Raw genomic sequence first — 15934 nt, 5'->3', positions numbered from 1 at the left:
AAAATCCCTTGATAACAATCAAGGGATTTAATAGTTATAAAGCAGACTGTTGTTATTTGTGTAACAACTGTACTCTTCTATAAACAAACAAAGCGGCTAAAAGTAATAAGAAGAAACTGAAAGAACCTCCTCCACTTTTATCACCTTCTTTAGGTGTTGCAAGTGCTTCAGGTACATTATTAATAGTAACGATAACACTTTGCTCTGTCTCCCCTTCACCATCAGAAACACTAAGTTTAAAGCCAAGTTCACTTGTTACAGATACATTTGGCGCCATAAACGACAATGTACTTGAATTAACATTTTCAATTGCGACTTCTATACCTTGTGTTTGAACCCATCTGTAAGTAAGTTCAGATGACTCTTTGTCTGTCGCAGTTGCTGTAACGCTAACTTCTTTACCCTCATCAACCGATAAAGAAGATGAGCTCAACTCAACTGCTGGTAATTGATTAACGTGCATAAAGGTCACTGTATATATCTCTGTAAATTGCTCGTAACCATCTGAGATTAATAAAGTGATATCTGTAGTGAACGTTTGCTCTATTTCACCTACAGTCAGTGTCGCTTTACTGTCTGTCTCTGAAGGCGTCAGTGATAATTGAGGATGATCAATACTCCACTCAAAACTTAGTAGGTCACCATCAGGGTCTGTTGTTCCTGACGCATCAAGCTCAATAGTTGTAAGCTCTTCAATTGTTGCTGGAATTGTTACATCTAAAACTGGCGCTTGGTTTAAGCTTTCTTCAGCTAACTTAGCAACTAATTCAATCTCACCATTAACTTGACCGTCTAAGTCAAATTCACTGCCGTCTGTTACTGCAAAAGTAAAGCAACCTGAACAAATTTGCTCGTAGACGTTACCAGTTAGCATTGAAACCGACTGCCAGCCTGTATTAGATAACAAACGAATTTGCATTTCTGAACTTAAAATAGAGTTAACGTACTCTGGTATCGCAATTTCAGACGTACCCGATGAGTTTGAAAGAGTAATGTGAATATTTACAATATCACTTTTAGCTTGAAAGTGAGGTTCTGCAATGTCTAAGCTATCAAAGTAAGTACTTAAGTCTTGCTCTGAAATAGACATATCAGCAATCATTTGCGTTACAGTAGCCTGTTTAATATCACCTACTGACAAATGATTAAACTCATCGATGCTACGAACCATATCGCCTGAATCTAAAACAGCTGAGTGCGTAATAGAAGAGCTATCTAAGTAATCAACAATGCCGTCTTTATCGCCATCACTCACACCTTCTTCAGCATCAGAAATACCATCACCATCAGTATCTAACTCAGGATCATTGAAAGTAACTGCGTCAATCACACGTAAACTAATTTGATCCGTTGCAACAGCTTCGCTATTTTGTTTTATAGTGAATGCAATGTCTAGATTGTCAGAATCTGTAAGTAATTGAGGCGTAAATGTAATATTCCACTTTGAGGGACCAATTTTATTTACAAAGTAATCACCTTGTGAAGATAGCTGGAGCTCTATTGAGTTATCACTTGCTGCACTAGGTAAATTAACTGCATGAACATCAACAATAAAGTCTGACGAATCGCGTTGAACTATCTTGCTTATTACTTTTCCATTCTGATATAAATTAGTAATGAATTCAGGTTTTGCAGTTTCATTTAGAAATACTAACTGGCTAGTATCATTTCTATCAGTAAATGAGCTGCTTCTCGTATTAATGCGAATATTCGACGCATTTTCAAAGAACTCACGTTCTAGCACTACCTTGACAAGACCATGCTGATTTGTAGATATATATTTACTAGTATTATTTCCAATCAGATCAAAGCTTACTGAACCGTAAGGGCTTTTACCACTTATGAATACATCAATAACCGCATTACCATCTTGGTAAACATAGGTAGTAGGCTGGATACTAACCTTAGGAAAAACACGAGCATTTATTTCACCTGTAGAAGTATTACCCGCTCCATCAGCGGCAGAAACAGGAATTAAAGTATCCCCCGTTCTGAACACAAAGTTACTATCAATATCGATAGTGGCCACATCCGATACACTATCGTAGATAGCATTAGAGTTAAATAATGCCGCTTTTATGTCATCAATTGAGCTGCCATAAACATTAACTGAGTAATAGTTTTGTATAACAGGTGGCGTTGTGTCAACCAAGGTTACCGTTTGAATAGCCGTAGTTTCGTTACCAACATAATCACGAGCAACCCATGTAATTTGATGTTCACCAAGGGGCAAGTAAGACCCAGAAGCAGCATAAACATAAGGTTCTAAATGTCCGTTATCAGTTGCCTCAGGAACAAAAATATTTGTAAGGTTAGTATTTTGAGAAGTTGCTTCAAGAGTAATAGGCTCTAAACTTGATACAAAAACAGGGGCTATATTTTCACCCAAACTAGAATCAGTTGGGTGGCTATCTTCACTATCTTGCACACCGTCGCCATCTGTATCTGTAGAAAGCGGATTACTCGACATCTGATACTCGTTTAAGTTAGATAAACCGTCGTAGTCTGGATCATTTGATGCATCATAAGAGTCAAGTGCATTTAGTCCATTCTGTGCTTCCCAATAGTCTGGAATACCGTCGCCATCAAAGTCACTAACTACATCCAGCTCAGCAGTCCATGAGATATTATCAACTGAAAAAGGCATATCTGCTAAGTAAGGGCTTTCGTATTTTACCTTCACAATATTAAAACCATCATTTACAGGAATTAACAAACGAGAGCGATAATGCTTAATATTGTACTGAGTACCGTTAACACTAATTTGAAATGACGAGTTACTGTTTGAAAAGTAATCTAAATTAATGAACCCCGCCTCAAATAACCCTGCAATTGCAAAGCCGCTTATACTACCTGCTGGAGAAGCATTTAGGCTTAAGCTTGATGTACCATCCGTAGACCAGTTGGTATTAAGCTGCCATTGAGTAGAGTGCTCTGCAAGCTCAGTAAACATAGCTGGCAAAAGCCCTTCTTCAAAGCTTTCATTTAGCTGAGAAAAAGACTGCACAGTTGATGTTGCGTCATTAGCAAGGCTTTGCCCATAGAACTCTTGGATATTAGTATAACCATCAGCATCAGAATCTAAACTCGCATCTGAAGGGTCAAGTGGTAGCAAGCCATTAATAACTTCATAGCCATCACTTAACTCATCAGAATCTGTGTCAGATGAATTTGGATTTGTTCCTAGGTTATACTCATCAAGGGCTGAAAGGCTGTCAGCGTCTTTGTCAGATAGTGCATCACTTGCATCAAAACGATTTAAACCATTTAGTAGTTCCCAATAGTCTGGCATTTGATCGTTATCAGTATCGGTTTGATCACCGACTGGAAGCATAGCAAAATTATCAAGCCATACTGCATCAGCATCAGTTGATACTGATCCGTCTTTGGTATATTTGAACTCAATCTTATGCACCCCTTCACTAATATTAACTAAAAATGAAGTTGGTTCAGGTGCGTCCAAATTTCCACGTTCAGCATTACCAATAACTTCTTGACCATCTATAGTCACGATAAAAAAGTCACAACACGCTTCAGAATCAATCTTATAATCGAACGCTAAAACCCCTTCTTCAAATAAACCCGTGACGGTAAACCCGCTAAACTGAGAATCAGTGATGTCTCCCGAGCGAATACTTTGTGAGCCCTGTGTGGCAAAGTCGTTTGTGATAAAAAACGGCGCACTTGAGTCTACTGACTCAGTCATCCATGTTGGAAGTGTATCGCCTTCGAATGACGTTGTGATATTTAAAACAACAGGGTAAGAAGTATCTGACTGAGGATCTGTATTTGCTTGATACTCTGTGAAGTTAGTAAATCCATCATTGTCAGCATCTTGTGACGCATCAGCGGCATCTGTAAGATTTAGACTGTTGTTATACTCCCACCCATCAGGCATTAAATCGCCATCAGTATCTGAGTTGTTAGGTAAACCGTTATTTAAAAACTCAAGAAGGTTAGATAAACCATCGTTATCTAAATCAAGCGCTGAGTCGTCAGTATTTATATCCAAACCATACGATAATTCCCACATATCTGACATACCATCACCATCAGAGTCAGGGAAACTAGGCCCAATGTATAAATTATCGATAAATACAGCATCTAAACCTTCAGACACTATAACGTCTTTAGTGTATACAAACTTAACTGTATTAAACCCAGTAGGTAATGGAAAAGAAGCCACCTTCCAATCAGTTAGGCCTGACTCATCAAGAACTAGTGTGTCGTTAATATAAACTTTAAAGAAGTCATAATTTGCTTCAGTTTCCAATAAGTAGTTAAAGTTAACAAAACGTTGTTCGTCACTTATAAATTGAAATTCAACACTCGTTTGTTGCGAATCAGTAATATCACTGTTAGTTAACACTAAGCCATCGTGGCCGTCATAATCAGTAATAAACCAAGGCGTTTGAGGGGTTGAAGAAACTAAAAATTCAGGGACAACTGCGTCATCAAAATTATAAGTAGTTTCAGGAAAAATAGAAGGTTCAGAGTTTGGATCAGTTGGGTCGCTGTTGCCATAGTACTCAATTAAGTTAGCCCAGCTATCGGAATCAAAATCAAGTTCTGCATCAGCTGCATCGAGTGGATTAAATGAAAAAGTGACTTCCCAGCCATCTGGCATACGATCGGAATCTGAATCCACGTTGTTAGGCAACGTCATGTAGACGTTTAATTCATCGTAATCAGATAAACTATCAGCATCAGTATCAACTGAGTTTGGAAGAGTATTTGCTAAGTATTCTTCCAAGTTAGAAAGACCATCTTGGTCCAAATCTAAGTTGGCATCATCGGCATCTGAAGGGTCTAGTCCGTATAACAGTTCCCAGTTATCATCCATTAAATCTGAATCAGTATCGACAAACTTAATATTATCGCAAATAACTTCTACTTCATTAAATGCTGAAATTACATCAGATGCATTATAACGTAGGTCAATTGCAGAGTTGATTGCACCACATGCACCATCGATAAAACCACTCGAGCTAACCCAGTAGTTTTGATTTGCTTTTAGCATTATTTCAAACGCTTTTTGAGGATCCCAACCATCAGTATTTGAAAGCAGGAAAAAAGCACGGTTAAAAACACCACTACTAAAGTGAACATCCATGCCCGGATAAAAATCGCTGGCTTTATCAATAGAAACACCATCTAATGAAGGCGTTTCAAAGTAACGAAGAGCTGGCTCTACTTTTGAAATATCCGCCCCTGATAACCAGTCGGTTTCACCACGTAAAAAATACTCTGCAGTTTCACCTGCCATATCAGAGAAAGACTCGTTAATTCCGCCTGATTGATTAGAGTAAATAAGATTGGAGTTTTGACTAGTAAAGCCATGGCTAACCTCATGAGATACAATATCAAGAGAAACCAGCGGATAAAACCTATCAGCGCCATCACCAAAGGTCATTGCTTGGCCATTCCAAGTGGCATTTTCCCAGTTATCACCACTGTGAACTCGCATTAACAATTGAAATGTAAGCGGTGCAGTGTTGTACCATTGTTGATACATATCAAAAACTGCAGTTCCAAATGCATGAGCGTCATTTAATGGGGAAAAAGCACCATTTATTTCCTTATGCGTATTACGATTACATGTGAATGAAAAGGCTTCACTTGGCTCAGAGCCCGATTCCATAGTGACTGTTTTTACTTTGTCATTTTCTAAAAAACAAGTATCGCCAACTTGGGTAACATTAAATGCGTCTTTATCTGTACCGTATTCATATTGGCCAATCTTTTGATTACCACCAGGTCCTTTACCGTCAACACTTTGAATATTATCCCACAGTTCAAAAATCTGATAAGTCGATTCACTTATTAAACCTATTGGCATTTTTTCAATGCCATTCTCAGTTACTTTGAGTTCAATTAAGCGAACGTAGTACGCTTTTCCATCATGAATATAAATGTAGCGCTTATTATTTATTATTTCACTCTCTAGTGAATCATCTAATTTAGACTTAGTCAGCAACGATTTAACCGCTTTTAACTCATCAAAAGTAGCGGTCGCTGTTTTATTCAAAGATGCGAAGTTAATGTTTTTAGCAAAAAAACCACTAATATGTTCAGAGTTAGACTGAACTCTAATTTGCTGACCCCACACTGGAACCCCAGAAAAGTATTGCTGCATCTTTTTAGAAGATGCATTAACTCGTTGTGAAAGGCTCAATTGAGGTTGCTCTAATTCTACAAAATAAGAACTTGCAGAAGATGTATTAGCAATAGAAGGGTTTTGATTTAAAAGTTGCTTAACTTCTTGGGTGGATGATTTGTTTATTCGCTGTGAAACAGCAGCTTGGGAACTTAGCGTGTTCAAAAAGCAAAATGCTATCAATCCTGATGAAAGTGTTTTATACATAACATTCCTATGTCGTATATTATAATTATTCAGTGTTTATTCATTTAAAAACGTTTAAATGTAACATATTTGATAATGGAGAGTCATTCAAAAAACTAAATAAACAGTTACAATTGTTAACTAATGTAAGAGGTAACTAAATAATTAATTGAAACCGTGATTTGAATTTTAAGGATGCAAAAAATAAATGATAAAAGAACAAAGAAACTGCATAGAAAAATTAAATATCCACGCAGTTTTATGTTTCAAAAAGTTGTTAAGAATTATGCAATATTAACGTCTTACTGCCAATATTTTGCAAATAATTGCGGGTAATTTTGTTTTAAAAACTTAGGTTTGTCTTTAAAGCGCTTACCTTTAGGTTGTTCAAGCCCTGAGGGGATAAAGGGTAACTCATCGTCATTACGTTCTTCATATAACAAACCTGCAATTAGGTCATACTCATCTAAATACGGGTAAGGTTGCTCGTTTAAAAAATAAAGTGGTGTGCACTGTGCAAGGCTATCGGGGTTTTCTAACGCTGCTTTAAATACCGCTTCACCCCGAGAAATTAGCCAACAACGAAATTCAGAAAAACCATATTCATCATTACAACCAGCCATTACAAACGCCGCACCAAATAAATCCCAAGTATAACTTTGGCGCATACAAATACTAAACTGTTTATCAAATTCAATAAGCTGCTCGTCGGATAAATCACTCAATGCAGCCTTAAGGGATTGGCATACAGACTCAGGCTCTGCGGTTCTGTCGTTTACAGTTACCAATCGCCAAAAATCAGTTAAGGTTAAATCGCTCATGCAATGATCTCTTTTACCCGACCTACTTGACCATCTTCTAACTGTACTTTAATACCGTGCGGATGATTAGGTGACTTGGTTAATAAACGCGACACAATACCATTGGTTAAAGTACCACTGCGTTGATCTTGTTTAAGCACAATATTAACCTCAGTGCCGGGTGTTATTTGTGAACGTGTTGGAACAGCCATATATAATCTCTTTTGCTATTTTTGGGGATTATAGCCTGCTTAATAAAATCACTCCATATTAAAGCTTTTAAAGGCCCTATAAATGCCTAATTCAAGCTAATGTGAAGAATAAACAAAACCCATCGTACACATTATGGCTGCTTAGAAAATGAAATGGCATTGGCTTTAATATGTATGTTCAAGCTGGCTAACGCATTGCAAATAAGCTGTTCAATGTAATCAAACTGATTTTTTTGTTTAGCCTGCTCTAGTGCAATATCATCAATAAAATAACAACTTACTTTAAACTTAGAAGGTAAATTGTTTAAGTCTGCTGAATGGGTAAGAAAGCTAAAGTCCTCCACAGTATCTTTTATTTGCTCACAAGCGAGCGTTAACTGCTGACGAATACGTTTATCTAGCTGCTTTTGGGTTTTGGTCATCGTTTATTGCTGCTCGCGAGCTTGTTGTTCTTTAAATTCTTTGTAACTGTCTTGCTGTTGTTTAACACACTCATGGTATTCCTTATCTGCCATGTAGCTGCATTCACCCAACCGCGCTGATTGAATTTCATGGTAGCGGCTATCGCTGCTACATCCCGCTAACACCAATAATGCGGATAACGAAAATAGATATTTTAACTTATTATTTAACATTCAAAATTCCTACTATTTTAACGGGAAAACTACTGATTTTCGTTATTTTTGCTGTATATTGCACTGGTTTTGTATTTATAACCGTTAAGGGCACGTTATGATGTTGTCGCAGTTACAAGAGCTGTTCCAGCGTATCGATAAAAGTAAACTATTTCAATCATTTGTTATTGCAGTTATTGTTGTTTCTGCATTGACCGTGGGCGCACATACCTATTCATTGCACCCAACCGCCGAACTCGTTCTACATTGGATGGATATAGGCATAACGGTGTTTTTCTTAATTGAACTGATTATTCGCTATATTGCCAGCAAAGGTATCAAGGACTTTTTCTCCAAAGGTTGGAACATTTTTGACTTCATTATCGTGATCGGAAGTTTATACCCCGCGGCAGGCTCTACTATTTTTATTGCTCGACTGCTGCGTATTTTCCGCGTGTTACGATTAGTCTCAATGATCCCAGAACTGCGCTTATTAGTAAATTCGCTAATTAAAGCAATACCGCAAATGGGCTACATTGCGCTACTCATGTTCGTTATATTTTATATTTATGCCGCCACTGGCAGTATGTTGTTTGCTGATATAAATCCGGTACTTTGGGGCGATGTGTCTATTTCTATGCTAACCCTGTTTAGAATAGCCACCTTTGAAGATTGGACTGACGTCATGTACGAAACCATGGCCGTGTACAAATTAAGTTGGATTTTTTACCTAACCTTTATCTTTTTAACTGCATTTGTGTTTTTAAATATGATGGTTGGCGCTATTTTAGAAGTGATGAGTGAAGAGCATCGCAATGCACGAGAAGAGCAAGCCGATATAGACTCACTCCCTGCCACCCAAGGCCAAGTAAACGAATTAAAAGCACAACTAGCAGAATTAAAAGAACTACTTAAAAATAAGTAGCAGGGATAAAAAGGGCATGCATTTGCTTGCCCTTACACTTTAAATTTACCCACCAACCCCGTTAAAATTGACGAAAGGCGATTCATTTCATTGCCGTTTTCACTGGTGCTAACCGCAATATCACTCACCTCATCAGCCGCATTTTTAATTTCAGTAACATTGCGGTTTATATCTTCAGCTACATGTTGTTGCTCTTCAGCAGCGGTGGCTATTTGGGTATTCAAATCACTAATATGAACGATAGATGACGTGATCTCACTAAATTGTTGCTGCGCCGAATGCGCAAGCTCGACAGTTTTATTAGTGGTTTCTATACTGCGTTGCATATCTTTAGAAACCTTAGATGACATAGTGCGCAATTTATCAAGCTGTGAAGCCACTTCTTCGGTAGACTCAGCGGTTCGTTGCGATAACGCGCGCACTTCGTCGGCCACCACAGCAAAGCCGCGTCCGTGCTCACCGGCACGTGCAGCTTCTATTGCAGCATTTAAGGCCAATAAGTTAGTTTGTTCTGAAATACCGCGAATAACACTGAGTATCGACATAATGTTTTCGCTTTCAGTATCTAGCTGAGTAATATCTGCTGAGGCATTGTTTATTACCTCACATAGCTGAACCACACTTTCCACAGTTTGTGTAATAACCGATTGCCCCAAGTCTGATGCTTGCTGTGTTTGAACAGCCAAATCCGCTGCATTTGCACAACTGCTAGACACTTCGTTTGCGGTGGCAGCCATTTCATTAATAGCCGTAGCTGCCATCTCTAAAGCTTGTTGCTGTTGGCTGGTGGAGCTTGTTAATTGTGCCGCTTGCGATGAGGTTTGTGATGAGGTTTTACTTACATTTTGCGCGCACTCATTAATTTGAGTTACCAGCTCGCTGATCAAGTTTAAAAATAAATTAAAGCTATTAGCCAGTTTAGCGGTTTCATCTTTGGTTTTTATTGTTAAGCGTTGGGTTAAATCACCGCCACCTTGCGATATTTCAGTTAAGCCATCACTCACTTCAACAATAGGGGCTGATATTAATTTAGAAATATAACTCGCTATAGCAACAAATACGGCAATTAATATCGCACTAATAACCAATATGGTATAAGCCATGGTATTCGCCGTGCTCATCACTTCGGCTTTCTCTACTACCCCAATAAACTTCCAACCTAAGGTAGCAGAGGTATGAATATTAGCCATATATTGTTTACCATCTATCTCTACATCAAACAGCCCTTGGGTATTTTTAGCTAAGTCGGCGTATTTTCCCCCCTCAAGATCTGCTAAGTTTTTAAATCGGTAATCTGGGTGTTTAACATCCACCAGCACACTGCCACTATCTTCAATCAACATTAAATAACCGGTTTCGCCTAATTTAATATCGGCAATAATATCGGTAAGCCCGCCTAATGATACATCCATTCCTTGGGCGCCAATTAATTGCCCGTTATCAATAATCGCTTTAACCGTAGATACAATAACTAAATCATCAGCGGCCCAATAATAGGCATTAGTTCGCGTTGTTTTACCATTAGCCGCTTTTGCTGCCATATACCAGGGGCGCTCGCGCGGATCATAATTGGCATTTACTTTCCCCATGGGCCATTGAATATACCCTCCTTGTTCGTTCCCCATGTAAATATAAGCAAGTCCTGGGTGTGTTTGGCCAAAATGGTCAAACAAGCTATATGCAGCTTGCTCTATTGGGCTTTGATTAGGATGGTTAAGCATCACTGAGTTGGGAGCATCCATATGGGTTTTAACATTGGTGCGTGCGTTTTTAATGGTGGTGTGGGATGCTAAATAATCAACATTTTTGGCAATTTCGGCAAAAAACATCGTAATAGCGTTGTCTACTTGGCGCGCTTCTCGCTCACTCAATTGAGAAAAATTATCGAGTGCTTGCTCCCTCGTTTGCGATATAACAATAGCAGCAATTACAAACAAAGGCAGTGCGATAGCTGATGCAAAAGACAGCTTTAATTTTTTTGATATATTCATGTAGTTACATCCCAAGAAGCTAGATAAAATATAGCCTTGGAATATGTATTGAGCAAGAAATTAGCAATTATTTAAACATCACTCATTTAGTCTTCAACCAATGTCAGCTAAGCGCCTGTTTACTGTTTGTATGGTCACCATAAATCATGAATATCATTTAATTAATAAAGATGGGAGGTTACTTTTCAAATAGTTCACTCAAGGACTGTGGTTTATGGATAGCATAACCTTGAACGTAATCGACTCCCATTTGTTTTAAAATAGACTTAATTTGCTCGGTTTCAACAAATTCAGCAATTGTCTTCATCCCCATAATTTGACCTATTTCATTAATAGCTTTAACCATAGCATGATCTATTGGGTCACTTGCGATATCTTTAACGAAAATGCCATCAATTTTTAGGTAATCAACTTTAAGATTTTTAAGGTACCCAAACGATGATAACCCACTACCAAAATCATCAAGTGCGAAACGACATCCAAACTTTTTCAGCTTATTAATAAACTTTCCTGCAAGCTCTAAATTTGAAATAGCTGCCGTCTCTGTAATTTCAAAACAAATTTTATGACTGTTTACCCCTAGCGTTTGTAGTTGCTCAATAATAAAATCAAGAAAACTCTCATCAGTCAGCGATTGCCCTGAAAGATTAATAGAAACAAAATTAATATTTTTAAGAAAAGCAGCGTTACTAACAATTAAACTAAAGGCGTTTTTAACAACCCATCTGTCCACTTTTACAATTAAATGATAACGCTCGGCTGCGGGTAAAAATGCACCAGGCGATATAACATTATCATGCTCATCAATCATTCTTAGTAACAGTTCGTAATGTTTATTTGAATCACTGGTCAGCGGTTCAATTGCTTGCGCATACAGGCGAAAGCTGTCTTCATCAATCGCGTATTGAATACGGTTTACCCACAGCATTTCACTTTGCCTTTGTACCAATTCTTTATCGTTTTCATAATGTACGTGAATACGATTTCGCCCTTTATCCTTTGCAATGTAGCAGGCAACATCGGCTACTTTTAACACTTCGATAAAGTCGAGTGCTTTTTCTGTAATTTGCATTAGCCCTATACTGGCACCAATACGAAAACTTCGCCCTTCCCATATAAATTGAAAGTCCTCAATAGCGCTTTGAATAGAGAGTGTTATGCGGTGCGCATCACTAAACGAGCAATCCTCCATTAAAATAGCAAATTCATCTCCGCCAAGGCGCGCCACTATGTCTGATTGCCGAACAGCTTTTTCCAGAATAAAACTAAGTTGGCGAAGTAATTCATCACCCGCTGAGTGACCGCAAGTATCGTTTACAACTTTAAATTGATCGAGATCCATATAACATAAAGCATGAACAGGCCTATTATGAGCAGGAACAGCAAGTAGTAGCTCTGTTCGACGTTTAAACTCTCTGCGATTTAGCAACCCCGTTAATGAGTCATGAGTAGACTGATAACTGAGTTTTTCCTCTGATTTTTTTCGTGCTGTAATATCAATATGAGTACCGACTAAACGGGTGATCTCCCCTTCTTCACTTTCAACCATGAAAGAACGAGATAAAATATTGATATAATGGCCGTCTTTATGGCGCATTCTAAATTCGACTTCATATTTTTTTATTTTCGCATCTATAAAAGATTGGATCTGCGCAAGCGTTTGTTCTAGGTCGTCAGGGTGTAATAAGCCTTCCCAGGTTGAGAAATGATCAACCAGCTCGTCCTCTGCATAACCTAACATTGATTTCCAGCGGGGTGAGTAATACATTTTATCGTTGGCTATATCCCAATCCCATAAGCCATCATTTGCGCCTTGCATAGCTAAACTCAAACGCTCTTCATTGGCTAGCGCTTTTTCTTTTTCGAGAATAAGTTCTTTATGTTGCTGCTCTAATGAAAGAGTCATTTGCGTCAATGAGTCAGATAATATATTTATTTTACTATTTGCCTGCGTTAAATCAGTAATATCGTAAAAAATCACCAAATACATTTGCTCAAAATCGGTTAAGGGCGCACAGCTGGCAAGCACGGTTCGTTGTGCACCATTTTTGCAATGTACATCTAACTTTATAGGTTCAAAGTCGGTATTTGTTTTTTTTGCTCGCTCAGTGTTTTTTTCCCATGAACTAATCACCCATTCACGGTATTTAGGGTTTGGGTAGGCTTTGGGCCACCAATCATTTAGTGTGGGAATATCGCTAAGTTTATAACCATAAAGCCTTGTAAACATGGGGTTTACATTAATAATATTTCCATATACGTCATTTAATGCAAAAGGCAAAGGCGAGGAATTAAAAATATTTAAAAAGATATGGCTTTGGGCTGAGCTTGTTTCTAGCTCAGATATTCGAGAATGTGCGATAGCTAATTCAGACTGAAGTTGCTCAATGCTATTCATTTATGCTTCCCAAGAATATAAATATCATAAAAAACCTGTAGTCAGGTTTATGCGTAAAACTGGCGAATAAATGCAACATTTAAATAGCATTTTGCGATGAAATTATTATACAGAGTCAAACGAGTGTTTAGTTGAGCATTGATAGTAGGCATTAAAACGGATTTAAGCAACTTATCATAATTATTAGGTAGTTATACGATGTTGCAACGTAAAATTATCACGCCTATTTTATAAAAATAACCATGCTATATTCAGGTATGAGAGATGGTTAAGCGCTCATCTAAATACAATAAATTTACTTGTGCTTATTACTCTATCCGAATAATCATTATGATATTGAACTATAATTGGTTTAAGGGAATTTTAAGGTAGCTTATGCCGTTATCTTCAGCGGGAGGTGGGTTGCCAGCTCTAATATTCATTTGAATAGCAGGTAAAATTAAGCGAGGCATAGGTAATTCTTCGTCACGGCTATCGCGCATTTCAACAAACTGCTCTTTGCTTATTTTAGTCTTTACATGAATATTTGTTTCTTTTTGTTCTTTTACTGTGACCGCAAAACGGTGATTTCGTTTTTCAGTCGGATAATCATGGCATACATAAATTGTTGCCTCATCGGGCATCAAGAGTAGTTTCTGGATTGAATCGTATAATGTTTCAGAGCTACCACCTGGAAAGTCACACCTTGCTGTGCCTACGTCAGGCATAAAAATCGTATCACCAACAAAAATGGCCTCTTCATTTATAATGTAAACTAAGTCGGCGGGTGTATGCCCCGGTGTGTGCATTACTCGTATTGATAACTGGCCAACATTAAAACTATCTCCATCTTTTAATAGTCGGTCAAAATCAGCCCCATTGGGTAAAAATTCTTTTTCAAGATTAAATAGCGCCTTAAAGCTTTGTTGTACCGTTTTGATATGTTCACCTATGGCGATTTTAGCACCAAAGTGTTTTTTAAAATAAGGAGCTGCAGAGATATGATCGGCATGAGCATGTGTTTCGAGAACCCACTCTAATGAAAGAGAATGGCTTTGAAGGTACTCGCCGATTTTTTTGGCGCCTGATTCACAGCTGCGACCTGATTTATAATCAAAATTTAAAACGGGATCAATCAAGATTGCTTGCTGAGAATTACTATCAGAAACAACATAACTAAAGGTTTCGCTATCGTCATCAAGAAATGCGTGAACATGAAATTTACTGTGCATAATATTCTCCAATAAGTCTGAACTCATCACTTGAATTAATAAAAATGACCGGAAGCAATAATATAAACGTTGGTAAAGGCTATGAAGATATTAGCGATTTAATTATTAAATAAAAAGGGCTAGCCAATGCTAACCCTCAAAGTAAATATTATTTATTATCAACAATAATACGTAACATACGACGCAGTGGCTCTGCTGCGCCCCATAAAAGCTGATCGCCTACGGTAAAGGCACTGATATATTTTGGCCCCATGGCGAGTTTGCGAATACGGCCAACAGGTATACTTAACGTACCGGTTACTTTAACTGGGGTTAAGTCGGTACTGGTAATGTCACGCTCATTAGGAATTACTTTAACCCACTCATTGTGCGAGGCTAAAATTTCTTCTATTTTTTCTACGCTAAGGTCTTCACGTAATTTAATGGTCATCGCTTGGCTATGACAACGCATTGCACCAATGCGTACACATAAACCATCAATAGGCACAGGTTGTTTAGATGAGCCTAAGATTTTGTTGGCTTCTACTTGCGCTTTCCACTCTTCTTTTGATTGACCGCTTGGCATAGGCACATCAATCCATGGGATTAAGCTACCCGCCAGTGGCACACCAAACTGGTCTTGTGGCAAATCGCTTGATGCCATTTTTTCGCTGACTATTTTATCAATTTCTAAAATAGCTGAACTTGGGTTATCTAGTTGCTGTGCAACACTTGCATGAATAGCCCCCATTTGAGCTATGAGTTCTTTCATATTGCGTGCACCGGCGCCCGATGCTGCTTGGTAGGTCATTGGGCTTACCCATTCGATTAGGTCTTGCTCAAATAAACCACCCAGCGCTAGTAGCATAAGTGAAACCGTGCAGTTACCACCTACAAAGGTTTTAACGCCTTGCTCTAGCCCTTGTTCAATGACATCTTTGTTAACAGGGTCAAGTACGATAATACTGTCGTCACTCATACGCAGTGCAGAGGCTGCATCTATCCAATAGCCATCCCAACCTGATTCACGTAATTTTGGATACACCGCATTGGTATAATCGCCACCCTGACAGGTAACAATAATGTCCATTTTTGCAAGCTCAGAAATATCGCTGGCATCTAAAAGCGGTTTAGCTGCACCCGCTAACTCAGGGCCAAGCTGACCTGCTTGTGAGGTGGTGAAAAAGGTGGTGTCGATATGTGCAAAATCATGTTGTTGTTCCATTCGCTCTAGTAACACTGAGCCTACCATGCCGCGCCATCCGACTAATCCTACTTTTTTCATTGTTTGTTCCACTGTTTGATTCATAAAAGGAGCCTATACATTAAAAATTAAAAATTCATTGCGTGAGATTTAATTTTTACAGTCCTAAGCTAACACCACCAGCACGCTAAAACTAGTCAATAAACTGTAACTTAAATATTTTTCATACACATAAAAAAGCCCTGTATAAAATACAG

General features: G+C 38.2%; 10 protein-coding genes. 1 reads left to right on the top strand and 9 read right to left on the bottom strand.

The genetic code is table 11. The annotated features are described in order from the left end of the window. Positions 1 to 52: 52 nt before the first annotated feature. The 5 genes from BM380_RS14525 to BM380_RS14505 form a co-directional block, all read right to left on the bottom strand. On the bottom strand, positions 53 to 6364 hold the full coding sequence (locus BM380_RS14525) for a M4 family metallopeptidase (RefSeq protein ID WP_090494955.1): 6312 nt from the start codon (positions 6362 to 6364) through the stop codon (positions 53 to 55). Positions 6365 to 6645: 281 nt separating this feature from the next. Continuing rightward, positions 6646 to 7164 (bottom strand): DUF4240 domain-containing protein, encoded by a 519-nt coding sequence (locus BM380_RS14520; RefSeq protein ID WP_024601008.1) that lies wholly within the window; start codon positions 7162 to 7164, stop codon positions 6646 to 6648. Next, the gene (locus tag BM380_RS14515; RefSeq protein ID WP_008468098.1) at positions 7161 to 7355 is read right to left on the bottom strand and encodes a YwbE family protein; all 195 of its coding nucleotides are present in this window, start codon (positions 7353 to 7355) and stop codon (positions 7161 to 7163) included. Before BM380_RS14515 ends, BM380_RS14520 begins: the two co-directional genes overlap by 4 nt. A gap of 131 nt (positions 7356 to 7486) precedes the next feature. Next, a complete protein-coding gene (locus BM380_RS14510) occupies positions 7487 to 7777 on the bottom strand; it encodes a hypothetical protein (RefSeq protein WP_024601009.1) in 291 nt (96 codons plus the stop codon). A 3-nt stretch (positions 7778 to 7780) separates the two neighbouring features. After that, complete coding sequence (locus BM380_RS14505) at positions 7781 to 7990, bottom strand: hypothetical protein (protein WP_013463335.1); 210 nt, start codon at positions 7988 to 7990, stop codon at positions 7781 to 7783. 100 nt (positions 7991 to 8090) lie between these two features. Between BM380_RS14505 and BM380_RS14500 the strand changes: the two genes are divergently transcribed. Beyond that, entirely contained in the window at positions 8091 to 8894 is an 804-nt protein-coding gene (locus BM380_RS14500; protein ID WP_024601010.1) for an ion transporter, read from the top strand. A gap of 32 nt (positions 8895 to 8926) precedes the next feature. On the opposite strand, the gene BM380_RS14495 is transcribed toward BM380_RS14500, so the two are convergent. The 4 genes from BM380_RS14495 to asd all read right to left on the bottom strand — a co-directional run bounded on the left by BM380_RS14495 (position 8927) and on the right by asd (position 15782). After that, positions 8927 to 10885, bottom strand: a complete 1959-nt coding sequence (locus tag BM380_RS14495) for a methyl-accepting chemotaxis protein (protein ID WP_090494954.1) — start codon at positions 10883 to 10885, stop codon at positions 8927 to 8929. Positions 10886 to 11063: 178 nt separating this feature from the next. Further along, the gene (locus BM380_RS14490) at positions 11064 to 13283 is read right to left on the bottom strand and encodes a bifunctional diguanylate cyclase/phosphodiesterase (RefSeq protein ID WP_028834594.1); all 2220 of its coding nucleotides are present in this window, start codon (positions 13281 to 13283) and stop codon (positions 11064 to 11066) included. 341 nt (positions 13284 to 13624) lie between these two features. After that, positions 13625 to 14494, bottom strand: coding sequence for an MBL fold metallo-hydrolase (locus BM380_RS14485; RefSeq protein ID WP_058156069.1), 870 nt, complete (start codon positions 14492 to 14494; stop codon positions 13625 to 13627). Positions 14495 to 14642: 148 nt separating this feature from the next. Further along, on the bottom strand, positions 14643 to 15782 hold the full coding sequence (gene asd / locus BM380_RS14480; RefSeq protein ID WP_090494952.1) for an aspartate-semialdehyde dehydrogenase: 1140 nt from the start codon (positions 15780 to 15782) through the stop codon (positions 14643 to 14645). Positions 15783 to 15934: the final 152 nt, after the last annotated feature.

The organism is Pseudoalteromonas sp. DSM 26666 (assembly GCF_900116475.1).
Taxonomy (GTDB): Bacteria; Pseudomonadota; Gammaproteobacteria; order Enterobacterales; family Alteromonadaceae; genus Pseudoalteromonas; species Pseudoalteromonas tetraodonis.
This window is presented reverse-complemented; position numbering and strand designations above follow the sequence as displayed.

What these genes read in the sequence shown, in the direction of transcription:
- BM380_RS14525 (WP_090494955.1), bottom strand. Translation starts at nt 6,364, where the DNA reads ATGTATAAAACACTTTCATCAGGATTGATAGCATTTTGCTTTTTGAAC.
- BM380_RS14520 (WP_024601008.1), bottom strand. Translation starts at nt 7,164, where the DNA reads ATGAGCGATTTAACCTTAACTGATTTTTGGCGATTGGTAACTGTAAAC.
- BM380_RS14515 (WP_008468098.1), bottom strand. Translation starts at nt 7,355, where the DNA reads ATGGCTGTTCCAACACGTTCACAAATAACACCCGGCACTGAGGTTAAT.
- BM380_RS14510 (WP_024601009.1), bottom strand. Translation starts at nt 7,777, where the DNA reads ATGACCAAAACCCAAAAGCAGCTAGATAAACGTATTCGTCAGCAGTTA.
- BM380_RS14505 (WP_013463335.1), bottom strand. Translation starts at nt 7,990, where the DNA reads ATGTTAAATAATAAGTTAAAATATCTATTTTCGTTATCCGCATTATTG.
- BM380_RS14500 (WP_024601010.1), top strand. Translation starts at nt 8,091, where the DNA reads ATGTTGTCGCAGTTACAAGAGCTGTTCCAGCGTATCGATAAAAGTAAA.
- BM380_RS14495 (WP_090494954.1), bottom strand. Translation starts at nt 10,885, where the DNA reads ATGAATATATCAAAAAAATTAAAGCTGTCTTTTGCATCAGCTATCGCA.
- BM380_RS14490 (WP_028834594.1), bottom strand. Translation starts at nt 13,283, where the DNA reads ATGAATAGCATTGAGCAACTTCAGTCTGAATTAGCTATCGCACATTCT.
- BM380_RS14485 (WP_058156069.1), bottom strand. Translation starts at nt 14,494, where the DNA reads ATGCACAGTAAATTTCATGTTCACGCATTTCTTGATGACGATAGCGAA.
- asd (WP_090494952.1), bottom strand. Translation starts at nt 15,782, where the DNA reads ATGAATCAAACAGTGGAACAAACAATGAAAAAAGTAGGATTAGTCGGA.